This window comes from Thalassotalea litorea (assembly GCF_043642205.1).
GTDB classification, from domain to species: Bacteria; Pseudomonadota; Gammaproteobacteria; order Enterobacterales; family Alteromonadaceae; genus Thalassotalea_A; species Thalassotalea_A litorea.
Genome location: NZ_JBHZSG010000003.1, coordinates 125,258 through 147,545 on the forward strand (window position 1 = coordinate 125,258; position 22,288 = coordinate 147,545).

At 44.2% G+C, this 22,288-nt stretch carries 18 protein-coding genes and 1 other RNA gene; 9 read left to right on the plus strand and 10 right to left on the minus strand.

Going from position 1 to position 22,288, the window contains the following annotated elements; genetic code table 11:
• Positions 1-6: 6 nt before the first annotated feature.
• Both pgi and ACHUFQ_RS02585 read left to right on the plus strand, forming a co-directional pair.
• On the plus strand, positions 7-1,647 hold the full coding sequence (pgi, locus tag ACHUFQ_RS02580) for a glucose-6-phosphate isomerase (RefSeq protein ID WP_394172692.1): 1,641 nt from the start codon (positions 7-9) through the stop codon (positions 1,645-1,647).
• Positions 1,648-1,826: 179 nt separating this feature from the next.
• On the plus strand, positions 1,827-6,914 hold the full coding sequence (locus ACHUFQ_RS02585) for a PAS domain S-box protein (RefSeq protein WP_394172693.1): 5,088 nt from the start codon (positions 1,827-1,829) through the stop codon (positions 6,912-6,914).
• 166 nt (positions 6,915-7,080) lie between these two features.
• On the opposite strand, the gene rnpB is transcribed toward ACHUFQ_RS02585, so the two are convergent.
• An RNA gene (gene rnpB / locus ACHUFQ_RS02590) (RNase P RNA component class A) lies at positions 7,081-7,477 on the minus strand.
• A gap of 58 nt (positions 7,478-7,535) precedes the next feature.
• Positions 7,536-8,387 carry a 16S rRNA (cytidine(1402)-2'-O)-methyltransferase gene (rsmI, locus tag ACHUFQ_RS02595; protein ID WP_394172695.1) on the minus strand — a complete coding sequence of 284 codons (852 nt, stop codon included), beginning with the start codon at positions 8,385-8,387 and terminating at the stop codon, positions 7,536-7,538.
• Between the two features lie 359 nt (positions 8,388-8,746).
• On the opposite strand from rsmI, the gene ACHUFQ_RS02600 reads away from it, so the two are divergent.
• The 4 genes from ACHUFQ_RS02600 to ACHUFQ_RS02615 all read left to right on the plus strand — a co-directional run bounded on the left by ACHUFQ_RS02600 (position 8,747) and on the right by ACHUFQ_RS02615 (position 12,281).
• A complete protein-coding gene (locus tag ACHUFQ_RS02600) occupies positions 8,747-10,684 on the plus strand; it encodes a penicillin-binding protein activator (RefSeq protein ID WP_394172696.1) in 1,938 nt (645 codons plus the stop codon).
• A complete protein-coding gene (locus tag ACHUFQ_RS02605) occupies positions 10,647-11,051 on the plus strand; it encodes a YraN family protein (protein ID WP_394172698.1) in 405 nt (134 codons plus the stop codon). The genes ACHUFQ_RS02600 and ACHUFQ_RS02605 overlap by 38 nt, the downstream gene beginning before the upstream one ends.
• Positions 11,052-11,053: 2 nt before the next feature.
• Positions 11,054-11,644, plus strand: a complete 591-nt coding sequence (locus tag ACHUFQ_RS02610) for a phosphoheptose isomerase (RefSeq protein ID WP_394172699.1) — start codon at positions 11,054-11,056, stop codon at positions 11,642-11,644.
• 70 nt (positions 11,645-11,714) lie between these two features.
• Positions 11,715-12,281: a BON domain-containing protein gene (locus tag ACHUFQ_RS02615; protein ID WP_394172700.1), complete on the plus strand. Its 567-nt coding sequence runs from the start codon at positions 11,715-11,717 to the stop codon at positions 12,279-12,281.
• An 86-nt stretch (positions 12,282-12,367) separates the two neighbouring features.
• On the opposite strand, the gene ACHUFQ_RS02620 is transcribed toward ACHUFQ_RS02615, so the two are convergent.
• The 8 genes from ACHUFQ_RS02620 to zapE all read right to left on the minus strand — a co-directional run bounded on the left by ACHUFQ_RS02620 (position 12,368) and on the right by zapE (position 18,874).
• Positions 12,368-12,769 carry a ClpXP protease specificity-enhancing factor gene (locus tag ACHUFQ_RS02620; protein ID WP_394172702.1) on the minus strand — a complete coding sequence of 134 codons (402 nt, stop codon included), beginning with the start codon at positions 12,767-12,769 and terminating at the stop codon, positions 12,368-12,370.
• A 30-nt stretch (positions 12,770-12,799) separates the two neighbouring features.
• Positions 12,800-13,441 carry a stringent starvation protein SspA gene (gene sspA, locus ACHUFQ_RS02625; protein WP_394172704.1) on the minus strand — a complete coding sequence of 214 codons (642 nt, stop codon included), beginning with the start codon at positions 13,439-13,441 and terminating at the stop codon, positions 12,800-12,802.
• 142 nt (positions 13,442-13,583) lie between these two features.
• Positions 13,584-14,336 (minus strand): cytochrome c1, encoded by a 753-nt coding sequence (locus tag ACHUFQ_RS02630; RefSeq protein ID WP_394172706.1) that lies wholly within the window; start codon positions 14,334-14,336, stop codon positions 13,584-13,586.
• 2 nt (positions 14,337-14,338) lie between these two features.
• Positions 14,339-15,601, minus strand: coding sequence for a cytochrome b (locus tag ACHUFQ_RS02635; RefSeq protein ID WP_394172707.1), 1,263 nt, complete (start codon positions 15,599-15,601; stop codon positions 14,339-14,341).
• Positions 15,601-16,191 carry a ubiquinol-cytochrome c reductase iron-sulfur subunit gene (petA, locus tag ACHUFQ_RS02640; protein ID WP_394172709.1) on the minus strand — a complete coding sequence of 197 codons (591 nt, stop codon included), beginning with the start codon at positions 16,189-16,191 and terminating at the stop codon, positions 15,601-15,603. Before petA ends, ACHUFQ_RS02635 begins: the two co-directional genes overlap by 1 nt.
• Positions 16,192-16,677: 486 nt before the next feature.
• Positions 16,678-17,070: a 30S ribosomal protein S9 gene (rpsI, locus tag ACHUFQ_RS02645; protein WP_394172711.1), complete on the minus strand. Its 393-nt coding sequence runs from the start codon at positions 17,068-17,070 to the stop codon at positions 16,678-16,680.
• Positions 17,071-17,073: 3 nt separating this feature from the next.
• On the minus strand, positions 17,074-17,502 hold the full coding sequence (rplM, locus tag ACHUFQ_RS02650) for a 50S ribosomal protein L13 (RefSeq protein WP_136734097.1): 429 nt from the start codon (positions 17,500-17,502) through the stop codon (positions 17,074-17,076).
• 256 nt (positions 17,503-17,758) lie between these two features.
• Positions 17,759-18,874 (minus strand): cell division protein ZapE, encoded by a 1,116-nt coding sequence (zapE, locus tag ACHUFQ_RS02655; protein WP_394172713.1) that lies wholly within the window; start codon positions 18,872-18,874, stop codon positions 17,759-17,761.
• Positions 18,875-19,098: 224 nt separating this feature from the next.
• Here zapE and ACHUFQ_RS02660 point away from each other — a divergent pair, with 224 nt between their 5' ends.
• The 3 genes from ACHUFQ_RS02660 to ACHUFQ_RS02670 all read left to right on the plus strand — a co-directional run bounded on the left by ACHUFQ_RS02660 (position 19,099) and on the right by ACHUFQ_RS02670 (position 22,255).
• Positions 19,099-19,515 carry a YhcB family protein gene (locus ACHUFQ_RS02660; RefSeq protein ID WP_394172714.1) on the plus strand — a complete coding sequence of 139 codons (417 nt, stop codon included), beginning with the start codon at positions 19,099-19,101 and terminating at the stop codon, positions 19,513-19,515.
• 187 nt (positions 19,516-19,702) lie between these two features.
• Positions 19,703-21,055 carry a Do family serine endopeptidase gene (locus ACHUFQ_RS02665; protein ID WP_394172716.1) on the plus strand — a complete coding sequence of 451 codons (1,353 nt, stop codon included), beginning with the start codon at positions 19,703-19,705 and terminating at the stop codon, positions 21,053-21,055.
• A 138-nt stretch (positions 21,056-21,193) separates the two neighbouring features.
• Positions 21,194-22,255, plus strand: a complete 1,062-nt coding sequence (locus ACHUFQ_RS02670) for a trypsin-like peptidase domain-containing protein (RefSeq protein WP_394172717.1) — start codon at positions 21,194-21,196, stop codon at positions 22,253-22,255.
• Positions 22,256-22,288 lie beyond the last annotated feature (33 nt).

The following is a 22,288-nucleotide window of genomic DNA, read 5'->3' on the forward strand; positions in this document are numbered from 1 at the left end:
CAGCGAATGGTAGTTAGAACTCAACTTTCAGGATGGCAAGCGGTTGAACAACAAGCTGAGAAAATGAAGTCTCAGCATATGAAAGATTTATTCGCCAACGATAAAGAGCGATTCCAGAAATTCTCTTTGTCTTTGCCTTCCATGCTATTTGATTATTCAAAGAATCTTGTGGATGAAACCACCATGCAGGCGTTATTTCAGCTCGCTCGTGAATGTGAGCTGGAGGCCTGGCGGGAAAAAATGTATAGCGGTGAACGCATCAACATTACCGAAGATCGTTCGGTATTGCATGTTGCCCTGCGTAATCGCAGTGATCAGCCATTACTTCTTGATGGTATTGATGTTCGAGCTCAGGTTAAGGCTGAACTGAATAAAATGCAGGCCTTTACCGAAACCGTGCGTAGTGGTAAATGGTTGGGGTATACCGGGAAATCGATTACCGATATCGTTAGCATCGGTGTAGGTGGTTCGAACCTGGGACCACAAATGACCACAGAAGCCCTGAAAAGTTATGGGGACGGTACATTAAATGTGCATTATGTGTCGAATGTTGACGGCAATCAGATAGCGGATGTCCTGGCACCATTAAACCCGGAAACCGTGTTGTTTGTGGTTTCCAGTAAAACCTTTACCACCTCAGAAACCATGACCAATGCCAATACCGCGGTTAATTGGTTGCTGGCACGCGCAGAAGATAAATCCGCAATCGCTAAACATTTTGTTGCGGTTTCAACCAACACCGCTAAGGTTACCGAATTTGGTATCCGTGAAGATAATATTTTCGATATGTGGGATTGGGTAGGTGGCCGATTTTCATTATGGTCTGCCATTGGCTTACCCATTGCGCTTTATCTCGGTTTTGAGCAGTTTATCGAATTACTAGACGGTGCTTATATCGTTGATCAGCATTTCGAAACTGCGCCTCTGGAACAAAATGTACCTGTGATAATGGCGTTACTAAGTTTATGGAATTGCAGCTTTTTAGGCGCACAATCCCAGGCGATTTTACCTTACGATCAGCCGTTACACCGCTTAACAGCCTATTTGCAGCAAGCAGAAATGGAAAGTAATGGTAAGCATGTCAACATGTCTGGCGATGTGGTGCCCTACCCAACCGTTCCCACTATCTGGGGAGAGATTGGTATTAATGGTCAACATGCTTTTTACCAATACCTGCACCAAAGCAACAATATTGTCCCTGCGGACTTTATTGGCTCGATAGAAAGTGTTGCCAATGTTGAAGGTCATCACGATATTTTGATGGCAAACTTTTTTGCCCAATCTGAAGCCATGATGGCAGGTGTTAGCGAAGAACAAATAAGAGCGGATCTGGCCAGCAAAGGTCATGACTCAGCGTATATCGATAAAGTCGCTCCCCATAAAGTCCATGCAGGAAATCGTCCAACCAATACCATTTTAATGGACAAGTTAACCCCAAAAACCATGGGGATGCTTGTCGCGTTATACGAACACAAAATATTCACTCAGGGGATACTGTTGGATATTTGTTCTTTCGACCAATGGGGCGTAGAACTTGGTAAAGGATTAGCGAATCAGATACATAGCGAAATAACCAGCAATCAGGTCAGTGACCACCATGATTGTTCAACTGCATCTCTGGTTCGATATTACAACGATAATAAATAGCGATAGTCATTGACCTACCGTTGAAACCGTTAACCGGTTACAATCAGCCCGACATTTGTCGGGCTTTTGCTTTTATTTAGCCGATAAAAAACAAAGTGATGCTAAAAATCGCGCCGCCCTTCATCTCCGGGTTGAACTGCTATTATTAATAGCAATAGCGAGCCACATTACGAATCATTTTGACAGAATCCCTGATTGCCATCATTGTTCTTCTCATTGCTATTTTGGCACTGGTAATCAATAGCCTGAGAAAACATGTAAAACAATTGCAAAAACCCGTTCTGGATGACACCCAATCCCGACGACTGGTTCTTGGGGCAATAGTCATATTTGTGGTAATTATTGTTACCATCATAGTATTTGGTCTGCAGCGCATCAAAATGCAAACCAACGAGCAAGTGGGTAAAGCGCTTCGGGCCATGGTGGAAACAACCGAAACCGCACTGGAAAGTTGGTATGAAGGCCGTAAAACCTTACTGCGCTACATGGCTGATAATCCTGAGATGGTGCGCCAAACCGAGCAACTTCTTAGTATTGAACGCAACTACCTGCAAGGCAGCCTGCCGTTAAAAACCATTCGTGAATTTTACCGTGAGTTACCTAATGACTATTATGGGTCGTTGGGATTTTTTATCATTTCCAAAGATTACATCAACTATGGATCAATGCGAAATGAAAACCTTGGCCAGGAAAATATTATCTATAAACAACGGCCTGAGTATCTTAATCGGGTATTCCAAGGACAAACGATTTTAATCCCCCCGATAATTTCCGACGTTCCTTTACACAAAGTGCAACGTGGTGCCGGATCACACAATACCACCATGTTCGTCGCCAGCCCTATATTTAATGAGCAAGGCGATATTATCGCCGCTCTGGCTCTGCGACTCGACCCTTTTAAAGAACTCGTGGGGATCACTCAAATTGGTTACCTTGGTACGTCTGGCGAAACCTACTTGATAGACAATCGGTCGGTATTGATTTCGTCGTCCAGATTTGAAAAACAACTTGCCGATCTCAATTTACTACAGCAAGGCCAGGCCAGTATTTTAAATCTGAAAATTCTGGATCCGATGCGCGAACTCTCTAAAGATAAACCCTTTAATGCCGTGCGCGATGAATTGCTTCCCACCTTTAGCGCCCGTCAGGCACTCGACAAACAGGAAGGCTACTCAACCGATGGTTATCGAGACTATCGTGGTCAACTAGTTATCGGAGCGTGGAACTGGAACGAAGAGCTCAACCTTGGCATCATTTCTGAAATTGACTATCAGGAAATTCAGGCGGGCCACGACGCGCTAAGAAACACCGTCACAGCAGTCTTGATAAGTATTCTTGTATTGTTCACCTTATTAGGTAATTTTTCATTACGGATCATGCGCACCATGAATCTGCGACTCAACGAAGCGAATACCCGATTAGAGCAACGCGTTGAGGAGCGAACACGGGATTTGACCGATAGAGAAAGGCGATTATTCGATATATACGAGCATTCACCAATTGCCTACGCCACCATCGACCCAAGTGGACATTTTGATAAACATAACCAAGTATTTGCTGAATTAACCGGGTATTCTCGCCGGGCATTCGATAGCCTAGATTTCTGGCAGTTAATTCCCAATGGCAGGGAAAATCAGGATGCTCAGGCATTATTGATTAATGCTCAGAAAAGTCCCCAAAAAGACATTAGCCTTACCATTATTGACTATCATGGTCGGGAAAAACAGGTTTCCGCGTCAGCCACATTTACCAAAGAGAATCACGAAATCCGATTATCGCTTTTGGATATCAGCGGGCGAGTGCAGGCTCTTAGAAAAGTCGCTTCAAATGAGCAGCAGATCCGATCCATTGTCAGTAATTTGCCTGGTGCTGTATTTCGTTTTGAAATGGAGGGTGAAGACTGGAAAGAGCGGGGGCAACTCAAATTTCTCAGTGATAAAATTGAACCCTTAACCGGTTACCCAAAGGAGACATTTTTAGATCCAAATCCCAAATTATTACTGTCTGAGTTAATCGTCAAAGAAGACAGGATAAGGGTGGTAAAACAATTTGCCGATGCTGCGTTTAATCAATTGCCGCTACTGACCACCTTTAACATGAAAGATAGATACGGAAATGGGCGAGTGATCCAGGTTCGCGCAAATGGCAATAGTGATGAGTTTAGTAAAAAAGTCTACTTTGATGGCGCTCTGCTTGATATTACCCAGCAGGAAAGTCTCAAAGCTGAATTGGAGGAAAGTGAGAACCGCTTCGCGACGATTTTAGACAGTGTTGCCGATGGGGTCGTCGTTATCGACCGCAAAGGTACTATTCAAAACTTCAGCCGTTCTGCGGAAATGATCTTTGGTTACAATCGAGAAGAGGTCGTAGGAAAACCCGTTGCGATCCTACAACCCGACGAAATGGGCGATACTCACGACATATTTTTGGCTCATTATCGAAGTCAAAAGGGATCGGATGTGGTCAATCATGTGCGACAACTCACCGCACAACGAAAAAATAAAGAAGTGTTCCCCATGGAGATTGCGGTACGGGAAGCGGTTCTGGACCATCAAAAAGTGTTTATTGGCATATTGCGGGATATTACTGAACGAAATCGCCAGCAGCAGCGGTTGATTGCCAGTGAAGAAAGACTGGATAGTGCAACCCATGGCGCGAAAATTGGATTATGGGAGCTGTACCCACAGAAAGGATCGGCATTAATTAACTCAGTTTGGGCAACCATGCTTGGTTACGAGCCTTTAGATATTCTTGAAAGTGATAGTAAATGGTCGAAGCTCAAAGGCGGCTATGAGACATGGATGAGCTTGTTCTTAGTGGAGGACCAGCAATTATTAAAACAGCTGGTTCGCGACTATATGGGCCAGAAAATAGTTGAACACAGCAACGAAATCAGAATGCGCTGCAAAGATGGTAGTTATAAATGGATCCTGACGATGGGCCGGGTGATTGAGACTGACAACCATAATGTTCCCACTCGTATTTCCGGCGTTCACATCGACATAAATGATCGAAAGAAACTCGAACTTAATTACGAATCGGCAAAAGAAGTGGCGGAAAATGCCAATCGGGCTAAATCCAATTTTCTCGCCAATATGTCCCATGAAATTCGCACGCCTATGAATGCGATCATTGGCATGTCTCATTTAGCGTTAAGCACAGAACTGGACTCACAACAGCGGGGATACATCGACAAAGTGCATCGTTCCGCCGAGTCGTTACTTGGTATTATCAACGACATTCTTGATTTTTCTAAAATCGAAGCGGGCAAACTCGACGTCGAAATGAGTAACTTTGGATTAACTGAGGTCCTTGAAGATCTAGTAAATTTTGTCGGTATTAAGGCTGAAGAAAAACATCTGGAATTACTCTTCGATATTCAAAGCGATTTACCAACAGCACTGATTGGTGACTCTTTGCGCCTCACTCAGGTGCTCATCAACTTGACCAACAATGCGGTAAAGTTTACCCATGATGGGGAAGTGCTGCTGCAGGTATCGTCGCTACGTACGACCAACACAGATGTCGAAATTAACTTTGCGGTGAGTGATACCGGTATTGGCATGAGTGAAGAGCAACAGGCGGACCTTTTTAAGCCTTTTACTCAAGCTGACGCGTCGACAACCCGAGTGCATGGTGGCACAGGATTAGGCCTGGCGATATCGAAAAAACTCATAAACCTGATGGGCGGTGAAATTTCGGTACAAAGTAAGCTAGGCAAAGGTAGTACTTTTTCATTTACGATTAAATTCAAGCGACAACTGAATACTCCGAATAAAGTATTGACTAAAGTTGCCAAAATCCATCACATCCTGGTGGTTGATGACAACGCCCATGCCCGCGATATCTTTACCCGCATTCTGCAATCGATGGGATATCGATACAAAGTGGTTGGCAGTGCCAAAGATGCATTAGCACTCATTAATAAACATGATGAGTCAGACCCCTTTCAGTTATTGTTAATTGACTGGCAAATGCCGGTATTAGATGGTGTAGCAATGGCTCGGATTGTTTTAACTGAGTTGAAGCTAAAAAATCCGCCTTTAGTCTTTATGGTAACTGCGTTCGGACGAGAAGAATTGAGTCTGCAACTGAATGATTTAGTCGTAGATGAAATTCTCACCAAACCGGTGACTCGCAATAAACTGCAACAGGCTATTGTTCAGATAAGTGGTGAGCGAAAACCAAGCAATCTGCAGTTTTCAACCCCAAAACTAAAAATGAAAGCGGCAATAAAGCAGCTCAAAGGGGCGAGAATACTGGCGGTTGAAGATAACGAAGTTAACCAACAACTGATCAGCGCCTTGTTGACGAAAAATGATATTGATTGTGATATCGCTGAGAATGGTCTCATCGCTATAGATATGCTTGAACCCGATCGATACGACGGGATCTTGATGGACTGTCAGATGCCCGTCATGGACGGATATTCGGCAACCCGTAAAATCCGCGAGCTTGAGGAGTACAAAGATATACCCATCCTGGCGATGACCGCGAATGCAATGGCTGGCGACAAAGAAAAAGCCTTACAAGCCGGTATGAACGACCACATTGCCAAACCGATTAACGTCGAAACCATGTTTCAGATAATGGCCAACTGGATCAATACCGATAAACGCCAACCTGCTCAACCATCGAATCTACCAATTGTCAGCAACGTCAAGACTTCGCTCCCACCTAAAATGATTACCATAAACGTTAATGATGGTTTGCGACGGGCTATGAATAATAGCTTACTTTATCAAAAGCTATTGCTCGGTTTCAGCAAAAGTCAGCAAGGGTTTAAAGCTAAATTTCGAGCCGCAATTGAACATAATGATGTTGACGAAGCCGTATATCTCGCTCACACCTTAAAAGGCTTAGCAGGTAATATTGGCGCGTTTGATGTGCAGCAAAATGCCGAAGTGTTAGAGCAACAAGCCAGATCCGGGAATTTGAGTTTTGCCACAATGCAGCAGGTTACCAGGCCGCTTGAAATGGCTATCAATGAGATCAATGTAAAAGTCCCTGAGTTAGATAGCCCATCCGAACTCGAGGAAAATCAATCACGGGAAGAAAAGGTCGACGAGAAATGCATCGACGAATTAATGCGCATGCTTGCCGATTATGATACTGCCACGACAGACTTTATCACCACCCATCGAACAAATTTACGTTCAATACTTGGTGCCAGCCTATTTACGCAGTTGACCCGTTCGATTGAACGTTATGATTATGAAACCGCATTGCAAGATTTGCAGACATTTATCCAAGAGCAAGCAAAGTAGCAAGCCCTTGAATGTGTCACTGAGTGAGCAATACTTTAATGTGATTGGTATTAGCGCCTTTATATATGCGTCATGGTCCATGACATGAAGAATGCCTTAATGGTAAAAAGCATTAAGGCTTTAAAAACAAAAAACCCGCGTTATTGCTAACGCGGGTTTGTGGTATTTATTGAGCTGGCCGTATAAGCCGGGTTCTGTTCTTCAATCATCGAAATGAAAAAGTGACAATCATTCGTCTAGGCTATAAATCGCTCTATAGCTCAAGCAACCTACCCGGTTCTCGCGCGAGCCACGCATTAATTCCGAAGAATCGTAGAACCCTATTTGGTCTTGCTCCGGGTGGAGTTTACCCTGCTGCCAGCTGTTACCAGTGGCCCGGTGCGCTCTTACCGCACCCTTTCACCCTTACCGGTATCTAAAAGATACTTAGGCGGTCTTCTCTCTGCTGCACTTGTCGTAGGCTTGCGCCCCCCAGACGTTATCTGGCACCCTGCTCTTTGGAGCCCGGACTTTCCTCCCCCACCTAACCTAAGTTACGCGGCAGCGATTGTCTGGCCAACTCGGGCGGCATTGTACCCATTCCATCCGGGCAATACAAATCAAAACCTAGTCTGGCATTTATTAATTTTTTTGTTCCAAGGTCAACGCGTATAAGTCGTTCTTTTTCAGCCCAAATATTTCAGCGGTAACCGCACAAGCTTTTTTCGGTTTCATTTCTTGCAATAGCAGTGCTAACGTTTTTCTGGCAATTGGCGGAATCTCGGTTGATAACGCTTTCTTGCCTTCAATCATCAAAACCAATTCGCCTTTTTCCTGATTGGAATCCGTCTGCAACCAACGCAGTAATTCTGCAGCCTTGTCGCCATAGATGGTTTCAAAGGTTTTGGTGATCTCCCGGGCTATTACCACGTAACGCTCCGGGCCTAGCGTGTTGACGATATCCTCAACAGTGTCGACAATACGACGGGGGGCGTCATAGAACACCATAGTACGGGGTTCATCTTTTAATGCATCCAACGTACTGGTTCTGGCTCCCCGTTTAGAGGGTAAAAAGCCCTCAAAGGTAAATCTGTCTGTGGGTAATCCGGCAACGCATAAGGCAGCGATAGCTGCGCAAGCACCAGGGACGGGGACAATATTAAGCTGCTCGGCTCGACAATGGCGTACCAGATGAAATCCAGGATCCGAGATTAGTGGTGTACCAGCATCGCTTATCAGTGCCACGGATTGCCCGGCCTTCAACCATTCACTGATTTGTTCCTGACGTTGACGCTCGTTATGATCATGTAAAGAAATCGTCCGATTGGAAATACTGAAGTGTTGTAATAAACGAGCACTGTGCCGGGTATCTTCACAAGCGATCACATCAACCTGACCAAGAATTTCAATCGCTCTTTGCGTGATATCAAGAAGGTTTCCTATTGGCGTCGCAACCACATATAACGTGCCCGGTTGAACTATTTGTTGAGTCATAATTTGCCTGTTTACCTGCTCCGAAGCGTTAGCCCGGAGATTGAATTGACAGAGTTATGCCGTGTACAGAAAAATCATTTGTCTCTGCCACGAAAACACTCCGGAGTCCGTTATCGCTTATATATTATTAAGCCCAGCCATGCCTTTTACAAAGGCGCGCCGGCAATCGGATTACACCTTGTAACATCTATCGGTTGCCCTATTGACGCTGGGCGGTTTATTATAATGTTAATTACAACAATTATCTGCTGAATGTTCACTGATATGTAAGACCAAAACTGGTTTACTATCATTTTGACATGACAGTAAAGGATAATAAGAATCCTAGCCCCCTTACGCTAAAGCGAAAACCAGACTTTATGAACGTTAAATCCCTGCTGTTTTTTGGCATTGTAATTTTGATACTCAATGGCTGTGCAACTCCTGAATCAAAAAAGGCTCCTAAACAAGCCCAAGAGACACAGCAACAATTAGAAAGCGTTGAGGAAAAACCTATCTCGGTTGACGAACTTTTCGTTCAGGCCAAAAATGAAAACAACGAAGGCGCAATCATTTTACTGCTCCAGGCTGGTCAAAAGCTATTGCTTCAACAACAACCGGAGAAATCTCTGTTTTTGTCTCAACAGCTAAGCAATTTGCCATTAAACCAAATCCAATCTAATTACAATCTGCTGAATATGGCAGAAGCGAGTTTGATGTTAGATGATCCGACGTTGTGTCTTTCGTTATTGGCACAGATAAAAGCTTCCAGTACCGCCAAGCGCAAGCTGCGCTTAACCGCCGATGCGTTATTAGCACAAGGCAAGCTGCCGCAGGCTGTTATCGCCTATTTACAACAATACGATAACTACCCCAGCGATAATGTCGATGAACTTGGTGAGCTGGAAACATTGATTGGCCAGCTTATGCCATGGCAAATCGATTACCTGAAAACGCAAAACCCTCCAGGTTTAGCCGGCTGGCTTGAACTGTCCCAAATTCTCGCCATGGTGACACCTGAAAATGATCAATCCGATACACTAGTCCGCTGGCAACAACGTTTCGGTTCGCATATGGCAATGCCCCTGGTAGAAGTAAAGCGTCACCCCCAAGTGCAAATAGAGGCAGCCAGCAGACAACAAACACAGGTAAACGGTTCAACAGATCCCGAAAATTCGCTTGGCATGACAGATAACACCAATACTGTCGTTATAACTGGCGTAAACCCAGCCATCAGAGACATTGAAAACATAACCGTCATTATCCCGCTTTCCGGTCGCGAAGCGAGTATTGGCGAAGCGATTCAACGTGGTTTAATCGCGGCCTACCAACAAAATGACAACAGCCGGGCGTTAACGTTTATCGACAGCAATAATGCCTCGATGACAGATATTGTCGAGGGTCTGATGTTAACACCGCCTGATTTTGTCGTCGGTCCGTTGCTCAAGCAAAATGTCGATGCTTATATTGCCACTGAACAGGTATTAATGCCGCACACCTGGCCTACCTTGTTGTTAAATTTACCTGAACAACAACGATTAGGTGAACAACACTATGTATTCTCAATGCGTCCGGAAGATGAAGCAAAACAAGCGGCTTTTACCTTGTACCATAAAGGCTACCAGCACCCGGTAATACTAAGCCAGGATTCCAACTTAGGAAAACGTCTGGCTGATACATTTCAGACACAGTGGTATCAGCAAAGCGGTAACACACCTCAGGTGATTTATTACCAAACCAGCAAAGAAATGGAACAAGCGGTTAAAAACGCTCTGGATGTGAATCTTTCCAAAGAGAGAATTTTCTTGATGCGTAATCGCATGAATGAAAATTTAGAAGCAGAGCCACGCAATCGTCGCGATATCGATATGATCTATATTTTCGCAGATGCCGATGATGCCCGACTGCTTAAGCCCTATGTGGATGTCAATATCAGTCCGTTCTCAAAAGCAATCCCAATATTTGCAAGTTCTCGTAGCCATAACATCAATCGTGATAACAATACCAGTCGAGATCTCAATGGACTCACGTTTACAGAAATTCCCTGGCTGTTACCTAATCAAGCCAGAAATCCAATGCTTGTCGAGCAAGCAAAACAATTATGGCCTACCAAAACAAGTACCATGCAGCGTCTGTACGCGATGGGCATTGACAGTATGAACCTGGTGGATAAGGTCCAAAATATGGCTATAAACCCTGCTCAACGTCACGATGGCGAAACAGGTACGTTACAAATGGATAGCGACAGGATTATTAGCCGTTCCCTGTATTGGGGTAAATATGGTTTTAGAAACGTTTCGTCGACTTCGATGCAGTAACTTTGCCCGGAAACCCGTTGCTGTTGCGATGGAATATCGCGCGCGACAATACTTAACAGCCCAAGGGCTAACCTTCATCAAAGCAAATTATCATAGTAAATTTGGTGAAATCGATTTAATTTTTAAGGATCATGGATGCTGGGTATTTGTTGAAGTGAAATATCGCTATCAACGTCAATATGGCGATGCAGCGGAGCAGGTTGTAAAGTCTAAGCAACGGAAAATCATTCGCACTGCGCAAGTTTTTCTGCAAAAACATGGACTGAACGAGTACAATACTTGCAGTCGTTTCGATGTGATAAGCCTGACAGGCTTAGCCATCAACCCTAGAATATCCTGGCTGAAACATGCCTTTTTTGGAGTTTGATTATGTTAGAACGAGTTAAAGACAATTTCCGCGAAAGTATAGAAACCAAAATTGCGGCCAGTGAAGAATTACCTGCTGCAATTGAAAAAGGTGGTATGGTGATGGTGGAATGTCTTTTGGCTGGGCAAAAAATTCTATCCTGCGGTAACGGTGGCTCCGCGGGTGATGCACAACACTTCTCTTCTGAATTGTTAAACCGTTATGAAACTGAGCGCCCCAGTTTACCGGCAATCGCGTTAACGACAGACAGTTCAACCCTAACTTCAATAGCCAACGACTACAGCTATGAAGAAGTGTTCTCCAAGCAGGTAAGAGCGCTTGGCAACGGTGGCGATATTCTATTGGCAATTTCTACCTCAGGAAATTCCAAAAACGTCATCAAAGCGATTGAAGCAGCGGTGGCAAGGGATATGAAAATTATTGCTCTGACGGGTAAAGATGGCGGTGAAATTGCCGGTTTACTTGGCGAAAATGATGTAGAAATTCGGGTTCCATCAAGCAGAACGGCACGAATTCAGGAAGTACACTTGCTTGCGATACACTGTTTATGCGAAATTATTGATACGACGTTATTTCCCCAGGCCCAAAGCTAAAGGGAAAGAGCCATAACCATTGCTTTTATTCACCTAAAAGCGCCAACAACAATCAAAGAAAAAGAATATTATGTTAAAGCAGCTTATTTTAATTTCTGCCATGGTCTGCACTTTGCAAGGTTGTGCTGTGGCTCTTGTAGGTGCAGCCGCTGGCGGCGCTATAGCTTATAATGACCGTCGCACCCTAGGGGCTCAGGTTGATGACCAGGCCATTGAGGTTAAAGCTTACGGCCGGGTTCGCAGTGAGCCTTTACTGGAAGAAGCGACTAACGTAAAATTTACCAGTGTCAATGGTCACTTACTGATCGTCGGTCAAGCACCGACTCAGACCCTTAAAGATCAGATCATTGGTTTGGTGAGTGACATCCCAGGCGTGCGTAAACTGCATAACCAAATCCGGGTCGGTAAATTGTTAAACATTACCAGCAAAGGTGCGGATTCCTGGCTTACAACGAAAGTAAAAACCGAGTTAATGCTGGATGAGCGTGTCGATGCCTCTGCAATCAAAGTTGTCACCGAAGACTCAGAAGTCTTTTTAATGGGCTTAGTAAACCAGCAGGAAAGCCAAATTGCCGTGGATATTGTCCGCAATGTTTATGGGGTCGCTAAGGTTTATCGGGCATTCGAACATCAATAAATTCAACACATAAAAAAACGGGTTATAAACCCGTTTTTTTATGATAAATGCACATGAGCAGCGTAAACGCCGAGTTTCATTATCTATTATTTGACGATCGATAATGTTGGTTTACCCTTTTTCGGTGGCTTAACATCTTCTTCAACGTCAACAGTCACTTCTTCTGGTAGCTCTTCTGGGTAATTAACTTCAAACGACGTACCCACACCATTTTCGCGAGCGTAGATGGCAGCAACGGCTTCATAGGGAACGACAAGGTGCTCTAATTTACCGCCAAAGCGAGCGTTGAACTCAATAGCATCAGGCCCCATAGCGAAGCCACCAACACTGACCGGCGCAATATTAAGTACTATCTGGCCTTCCGTTACATAGCCAACCGGTACCTGAACATCTGGATAATATGCGTCCACCGCGATATACGGGGTAAGATCATTATCCACTATCCACTCAAAAAAAGCCCTAATCAAATAGGGCTTATTAGATGACATCTCAATATTCATACGACGACAGATTCTACATTAAGCCGGGTGGCCGAATCGTAACTCTCGTTCCGCTTCCGTTAATGAAGCTTGGAAAGACTCACGATCAAACAATCGTAACATGTAAGATTTTAACTCTTTACTGCCCTGGCCCGAAAGCTCAATTCCGAAAGCAGGAAGACGCCATAACAACGGCGCTAAGTAACAATCGACCAAGCTAAATTCTTCACTCATGAAATACGGTGCTTCATTTAATATTGGTGCAATCGACAGCAAGCTCTCACGTAATTCATTGCGTGCAGACTCTGCCTGAGCTGCTGAACCCTTTAAGATTTTCTCAGCCAGGGTATACCAATCGTTTTCGATGCGATGCATCATCAACCGGCTACGACCACGAGATACCGGGTAAACCGGCATCAACGGTGGATGAGGGAATCGCTCATCCAAATATTCCATAATGATCTTGGCTTCATAAAGCGCCAGTTCACGATCAATAAGAGTTGGGACAGTACCATAAGGATTTAAATCGATTAAATCTTCAGGTAGGTTATCCATGTCCACCAAGTGGATATCCACACCGACGCCTTTCTCAGCCAACACGATACGTGTCTGATGACTGTACATATCATCGGCGTGTGAAAACAAAGTCATGACAGAGCGTTTGTTTGCGGCTACAGCCATATATCCTCCAAAAATATTCTTATTAAAAAGTATCGGTTAAAAACTGACCGGATACGACAAAGGGGCTGAAACTAATATCCCTATCTCGATATTAGTATAGCCCCTGAATTTTGCTCTGGCTTAAACTGCCAGGCGCAATAATTTAGTGAACGTCACGCCAGTATTCTTTCTTAAGCAGATAACTCAAGATAAATAGAATAACTAAGAAGCCCATCACCCAGTAACCTAAACGAATACGATCAACCTTTGATGGCTCACCGGTATATTCCAAAAAGTTAGCAAGATCGCGAACCATTTTGTCGTATTCCGCCGGTGTCATTGTCCCTTCCTGAACCAGAACCAAATCGTCACTTGTTAATGGACGTTGCTCGGTTGATGGAAGTGCCAGCATCGCTTTTGCATCGTCGCTCAATTCCTGAACGCCCTGCAAATTTTGGAAAACATGCGGCATACCCACGTCTTTAAAGGCAATGTTATTTACCCCAAAAGGACGTGAAGGGTCGAGATAAAAACCACGTAAATAGGTATAGATCCAGTCCGCACCTTTACGAGAACGAGCAACCAGCGTCAGATCCGGTGGCGCTGCGCCAAACCAGGCTGCAGCTTCTGCCTCAGGCATATTGTTGGTGATGTGATCGCCCGGCTTTTCACCAGTGAACATCAATGTCTCGATGCCTTCTTTTTCATCAATATCCAGGTCAGCAAACGTACGGTTGTAACGTTGATATTTTAACGAATGACAACCTAAACAATAGTTCATAAAGGTTTCAGCGCCACTGCGTAACGATGCCTTATCGGTAATATCATTATTTGCTTTATCTAGCGGAATTCCGCCACCAGCGGCAAACGCCATTGCAGGGAAAACACATAGTAGAGTGAATAATATCTTTTTCATTATTAAGACATCCTTTCCGGTACTGGCTTGGTATCTTCGTTTTTCGAATAGAACCAAAGTGCAATGAAGAAGCCAAAATAACCCAATGATGCAATTCGACCGACCAAGTTGGCTAAATCAGATGCTGGCATAGTACCTAAGACACCAAGAATCACAAAACAGATAGCAAATTGGGTTAAGTTTAGCAGGTGCCATTTACTACGATAACGGATTGAACGCACGGTACCACGGTCAAACCACGGTAGAGCAAATAACATACCGATCGCAGCAAACATGCCGAGCATTCCAAGCAGCTTATCTGGAATAACACGCAAAATGGTATAGAACGGACCGAAGTACCAAACCGGAACGATATGCTCAGGGGTTTTCAGGCCATTCGCCGGTTCAAAGTTCGGCGCTTCGAGGAAGTAACCGCCGCCTTCTGGGGCGAAGAACATTACCCAGCAGAACAACAATAAGAAGCCAACGACGCCCATAATGTCTTTAACCGAGTAATACGGGTGGAAAGGCACCGCATCAACGATGTCATACTTTTGAGTATAACTTTCGTGATATTTAAACGGGCTTTGCTCAGACTCTGGAACACTGCCTTTAGGCTTTTTAATGTCCGTACCTTCCGGGTTATTCGACCCGACTTCGTGCAATGCCAGAATGTGAAGGAAGACCAGAACAACGAGCACTAACGGCAACGCAATAACGTGCAATGCGAAGAAACGGTTTAAGGTAGCGCCTGAGATGACATAGTCACCACGGATCCAGGTCGTTAAATCTTCACCAATAACCGGAATTGCGCCAAACAGGGAAATGATTACCTGTGCACCCCAGTAGGACATATTACCCCAAGGTAACAAGTAACCCATGAATGCTTCAGCCATAAGCACCAAGAAGATCAACATACCGAAGATCCACAATAATTCACGTGGCTTTTGGTAAGAACCGTACATTAATCCACGGAACATGTGCAGGTATACGACGACAAAAAACGCCGACGCACCGGTAGAATGCATATAACGCAATAACCAACCGTAATCCACATCTCGCATGATGTATTCGACAGACGCAAATGCACCATCACCTGATGGCTCATAATTCATTGTTAACCAGATGCCGGTCACGATCTGATTCACCAGCACCAACATGGCTAAAGAGCCAAAGAAGTACCAGAAATTGAAATTTTTAGGAGCCGGATACTGACCCACGTGTTTATTCCACGCTTCGGTAACCGGTAATCGCTTGTCTATCCAAGCCATAAAATTAGCAAACATTATGCGTCTCCCTTACCAACACCAATAATTAGGGTGTTGTCATCTAAGAATGAATGCTCAGGAACCACAAGGTTTAATGGCGCTGGCACACCGGAGAATACCCGACCGGCCATATCAAACTTGGAGCCATGACATGGACAGAAGAAACCATAATCAACGCCTTCAACCTGTTCAGCGAAATCACCCTTCTTGTATGAAGGTGCACAACCTAAGTGGGTACAGACGCCTTCCGCAACCAGATACTCTGGATTAATGGAGCGATACTGATTTTGCGCGTATTCTGGCTGCTGCGCTTCGTTAGATTGCGGATCACTTAGCTGATCTTCGTGACCACCAAGTGCATCGATCACGTCCTGGCCACGACGTACAATATAAACCGGCTTACCGCGGTAATTTGTACGTATCAACTGGCCAGTAGCAATTTTACTGATATTAACTTCCACAGGGGCACCGGCGGCTTTTGCTTTCGCGCTCGGGTTCCAGGAAGCAATGAAAGGCACAGCTGCACCAACAACACCTGCTCCGCCTACTACCGATGTAGCGACTGTCAGAAAGCGTCGACGGCCGTTATTCACGGGCGCATTGCTCATTCCATCTCTCCATTATTAACTAGACAATAAATTTTAAGTTTTTATTTCGTTCCCGTTTACCATGACTAACGCAACAAGAGCGCTTTCACAGTCATTCAGGGACTAAAAAATTTTGCCTATGATAATGAAATACCCGTTTTTTTACAAGGCAAAACAATTCTCAGAGGCGAGAAACACGAAAATAAAAAGCCGGGTTAATATCGATGTTATCCGTGTTTGGAAAACAAAAGTCGAACTTTTTACTCAATGAAGTCAGCCGGCTCAGCTTTCCAAACGTAAATATCGACTAAGTTATCGATAAGATTCGTTTGCAAATGCCTTTAAAGTTTCGCCTTTACAAACAGTTAGAGGTTAGGTTATGCATAGAGGTGGCTAGTGGACAAGATTGAAATTGATTGGTATCAAGGTGCATTGCATTTCAACAAAGGTAAATTTTAGACATAAAAAAAGCCGGTAATAACCGGCTTTTTTGAGTACGTAGTAAAATTAACGTTTTGAGAATTGTGGACGTTTACGCGCTTTGTGTAAACCAACTTTCTTACGTTCAACTTTACGAGCATCACGAGTAACGAAACCAGCTTTACGTAGGTCGCTACGTAACGTTTCGTCAAACTGCATAAGTGCACGAGTGATACCGTGACGGATAGCACCGGCTTGACCAGAGATACCACCACCAACAACAGTGATGTTTAGGTCAAACTTTTCAATCATGTCAACTAGCTCAAGTGGCTGACGAACAACCATGCGAGCCGTTTCACGACCAAAATACTCAGAGATATCTTTCTTGTTAATAGTGATGGTACCGTTACCAGCTTTCAAGAACACACGAGCAGTAGAGCTCTTGCGACGACCAGTACCGTAATATTGATTATCAGCCATTGCTTAAAGCTCCAAAACTTTAGGTTGTTGTGCCGCATGCTTGTGCTCAGGACCAGCATACACTTTTAATTTACGATACATGTCACGACCTAGAGGGCCTTTAGGTAACATGCCTTTTACTGCAAACTCAATTGCACGCTCAGGCGCTTTCTCGATTAGCTTTTCAAAGCTAATTTGTTTTAAACCGCCCGGGAATTCAGTGTGCGAGTAGTAAATTTTACCTTTCGCTTTGTTACCAGTAACGTGTACTTTCTCAGCGTTAACAACAACGATGTAATCGCCAGTGTCAGCGTGAGGAGTATATTCTGGCTTGTGCTTACCACGTAAACGACGAGCAATCTCAGTAGCGATACGACCTAAAGTTTTACCTTCAGCGTCCACTACAAACCATTCGCGTTGAACGCTTTCTGGCTTAGCTACAAAAGTTTTCATTAAAAAAACCCATTAATTAAAAAGTTACATTAAATGGCAGAAAATTATCTACCGGTTAATAAAGACTTCGCTATTACCCCTTCGAGTATCGAGTCTGATGCCTGAAAACAGGCGTTGTAACGTTGGGAGGCGCGAATTATAGTGAAATTTGAGAAAAAGATCACGTATAAATTTCAATCAAAGCTAAAAAACTTAAAATGTGAGGAAATAAGCTTCGCTGCTGGGGGGTGGAAGTCAAGTGCTTTACTCCACCTTATTAAGGGATATGTTCCGCCGCTAGATAATCTACAGACTGCATTTCCTGTAATCGGCTGAGGCAACGTTTAAACTCAAAGGCTAACGTGCCTTCACCATACAAATCGTCCATTGCGGCTTGCGCCGAAATAATCAGTTTGACTTTACGTTCATAAAATTCATCCACTAAGGCAATAAAGCGACGGGCTGCATCATCATTTGCCTGGCCCATGATCTTAACATCCGCCAGTATTACGGTGTGATATAAGCGCGAAATCTCCATGTAATCGGTTTGACTGCGAGCAGTTTCGCATAATTCATGAAAATCAAAATAGACGATACCATCGGCTTCTCTGATCGTGGTTAGCTGACGATTGTTGATCTCGATAACCTTACCTTGCTCCCCTTGCTCCGGGGCGAGCTGGGTAAAATATTGCTGCAGATTTCGGGCCGCAGTAGTATCTATTGGGTAATGGTATAAGTTCGCTTGTTGCAATGTTCGCAAGCGATAATCGACACCACTATCAACATTGACCACTTCTGTATGTTCGTTAATTAATTTAATCGCTGGCAGAAAACGAGCTCGTTGTAAGCCATTACGATAAAGATCATCAGGAATAATATTTGAAGTTGCCACTAAGGTTACGTTGTTGGCAAACAGGTATTCAAACAAGGTGCCTAGGATCATTGCGTCGGTAATATCGGAAACGAAAAACTCGTCAAAGCAAATTATCCGAGTTTCTGATGCAAACTTATCGGCAATAATTTTTAACGGCTCGGCCTGACCAGACAAGGCTTTCATTTCCTGATGTACGCGGTGCATAAACCGATGAAAATGAACACGCATTTTGTCGTCAAAAGGCAGACAATCGTAGAAAGTGTCGACCAAATAGGTTTTACCACGACCAACGCCGCCCCAGAAATACAAGCCTTTTACCGGTGACGTCTTATCTTTGCTGTAAACTTTTTTCCAGCCCGACCAGACTTTTTTAAAGCCACTAACGGCGACAGGTTGCACCATCAAGTCGTCATATAGACGCTGCAAATGCTTAATGGCATTCTCCTGTGCAGCATCGAAGCTAAAATCGTCTCGTTGCAAATCCTGTTGGTATTTTTGTATCGGTGTAAGCTGAAGCATAATCATCTGCAGGGCTGGTTTTACCAGCCGTGTTTGCTAAATAAGTTAATGTACTGAACGCAATTTGCGGCTATTATAAAAGAATATAAGAACAAGTGGCACTGTTGTTTTCATACCAACCTTTTGAACCTTAGCTTTGTGTAACAATGTGGATGGGTTTGCGAAAAAACGTTTGGTATTGCCAGCAACGCCCACCACTCATATCGCAATTATAAGGGTAAAATATGGATATCATTATTTCGCTAAGTATCTTTGTCGCAGGTTTAGTTATCGGTGTTATCGCAACGCGATTAATGTCTAGTGCCAGTCAGGAAAATCAACGTTTAGAGAAAGAAGTCGAAGAAAGTCGCTCTTCATTAGAGTCCTATCAACAGGATGTCGCGGTGCACCTGAAAAGTTCCATGGAGTTGCTGGGGCAAATGAATGAAGCCTGTACCAAAGCGATGTTACAAATGGAAAAAAGTACTGATTTATTAAATAAAGTCAATCAGGAAACAAACGGTATGCCTTTCTTCAGCGCCGAAACAGAAGCTGAACTTAAAGCGGTTGCCAGTATGCAACGTCGTAAAAAGAAAGTGGCAAATCTTACCGAAGCCCCGCGTGATTATTCAGCGGATCCTAGCGGTCTATTTGACAAATAAAAACAATTCGTTACATTTAGGTTCGGCTCAAATTTGAACTTTAAACTGAGCCATGAGTCTTTAAATCCATGGGGCAACTAATTCCCATGTATTTTACTAATAAATAATAATGAGCGTTTGGAATTCAGGTTCGAATTCCTGCGCTGTTGTTGCAATTTTTGCAGTGAATTTTGGAGTCTCTTAACCTATGAAAAAATTCTTGTCTATAACTTCGATGGCACTTGTTGTTGGCACGTTGTCGTTATCAAGTCCCGTGAGTGTAGCAGCCCTGCCACAATTTTTTGAAGATGAACCTATGCCTAGCCTGGCGCCTATGTTGGAAGAAACAACACCGGCGGTAGTCAGTATATCCGTTGCCGGTACGCAGGAGGTTCAGCAGCAGATTCCCGATGCTTTTAAATTCTTTTTCGGTCAACGCCGCGGACAGCAACCGCAGGAGCGACCATTTCGGGGGCTTGGCTCAGGTGTGATCATTGATGCTAAAAAAGGCTATATCGTAACCAACAATCATGTCGTCGAAGAAGCCGATGAAATCCAGGTGAACTTGAAAGATGGTCGCCAATTTGAAGCAAAAAAAATCGGCAGTGATGCGGCCAGTGATATTGCATTGTTGCAGATAAAAGCCGAAAACCTGATCGAGATTAAGCTTGCAGATTCCGATGACCTTCGGGTGGGTGATTTTGCCGTAGCTATTGGCAGTCCGTTTGGCCTGGGTCAGACCGTAACCTCAGGTATCGTTTCGGCACTCGGGCGTAGTGGCTTAAACATCGAAAACTTTGAAGATTTTATCCAAACCGATGCCGCAATAAATTCCGGAAACTCCGGTGGTGCTCTGGTAAACCTAAAAGGTGAACTAATCGGTATTAACACCGCGATATTAGGACCTAATGGCGGAAACGTCGGCATTGGTTTTGCCATTCCGTCGAATATGATGCGCAACCTGACCAATCAGATTATTGAGTTTGGTGAAGTGCGCCGGGGTGTACTTGGCGTTACAGGAAACAGCATCAATGCCGAATTAGCCAAAGCTATGGATTTGGATACCAATCAAGGTGGCTTTATTAGCCAGGTTGCCCCAGATTCCGCAGCAGAAAAAGCAGGCATCAAAGCCGGTGACATTGTTATCGCAGTTAATGGTAAAAAAGTGAAAACCTTTAACGAACTGCGCGGCAAAATAGGCTCTATCGGTGCTGGCAAAGAAGTTGAACTTACGATCCTGCGTGATGGCCGCAAGAAAGACGTTACGGCCAAACTCAAACCCGCAGCTGACGCCAACATTGCCGCGGCAACGATGCACCCAATGTTACAAGGCGCGCAATTTAGCAGCGCAGACAACAATCAGGGTGTTAAGGTTACAGAGTTAGCGGCCAATTCGCCTGCCCAGGCCGTAGGTTTGAAAAAAGGCGATACCATCATTGGTGTCAATCGTAAAAAAGTAAACAATCTGGCGCAATTGCGAAGTGCCCTTGAAGGTGTAAATGGGGTCGTCGCTCTAAATATTGTGCGCGGCAATAACGAGCTGTATTTAATGATACGCTAAGCATTTACTAATGTTCGAAGGTATAAGGCTGCCCAAGTGATCTGCTTGGGTAGCCTTTGACTTGCACAGCAGCACTACTATCCCCGAAAAATAAATGCTACTCTTTAGCGTATATCGATAACAACTCTCTGAAATCTTTTGAAAATAGTACCTGTTCTCACTTACATACTGCGTGCTACCAGTTATGGTTTGCTAACCGCTGTGGTGCTCTTAATTCTGGTACCCGAACTGCGCTCTGATTCGTCTTCATCGTTCAATATATTTAAACCCGTTAATGAAAAGCCAAAACCGGTTTCCTATGCAAATGCGGTTGCTAAAGCGGCGCCAGCCGTTGTCAATATTTATAGCGAAAGTATCGAAACGAATCCCAGATATCGTAGTCGTTCTTTGCAACGAATTAAACTAGGCTCTGGAGTGATCATGGATAGTCGAGGTTACATTTTGACTAACTATCATGTGGTACTCAATGCGGATTTGATCACTGTCGTATTGCAAAATCAAACCGAACTCACTGCAGAAGTTATCGGTAGCGACGAGCTTACCGATTTAGCCGTATTAAAAGTACAGGCAAATAACTTACCAGTAATCCCGATGGATGACACCTTAACGCCTTTTGTCGGTGACGTGGTGTTGGCCATTGGCAATCCGTTAAACCTTGGGCAAACCATTACTCAAGGCATTATTTCAGCTACCGGCCGCAGTGGACTCAGCAGCACCAGTTATCGCGAATTTTTGCAGATGGATGCCGCTATCAACGATGGTAATTCTGGTGGTGCGCTGGTTAACTCTAATGGTGACCTGGTCGGTATCACGACTGCTCAGTTCAAACGACTGAACCCGCAGATTAATATTCAGGGGATATTTTTTGCGATCCCCTACAAACTGGCGAAGAAAGTCATGTTGGAGCTAATCAGCAATGGCCGAGTCGTTCGTGGATGGTTAGGGATCAGCTCACAACGTTATAACTGGCAGTTAAAAGGATTTGTTGTCGATGACATTACTCCGGGCAGCCCTGCCCAGTTAGCCGGCCTGCAAAAAGACGATGTGGTATACAAAATCGATGGGACTGCTATCGTCAGTATTAATCAGGCCCTGGATATCGTTGCAGAAACCAGACCGGGCACTGTGCTTAACTTTTCGGTTATCCGAAACAAAAAGGCCATCGAAGTTCCGGTAACAATTGTTGAACTGAATCGTTGAGTTGGATCATTATTATGCTAGGCAAGATCAAAA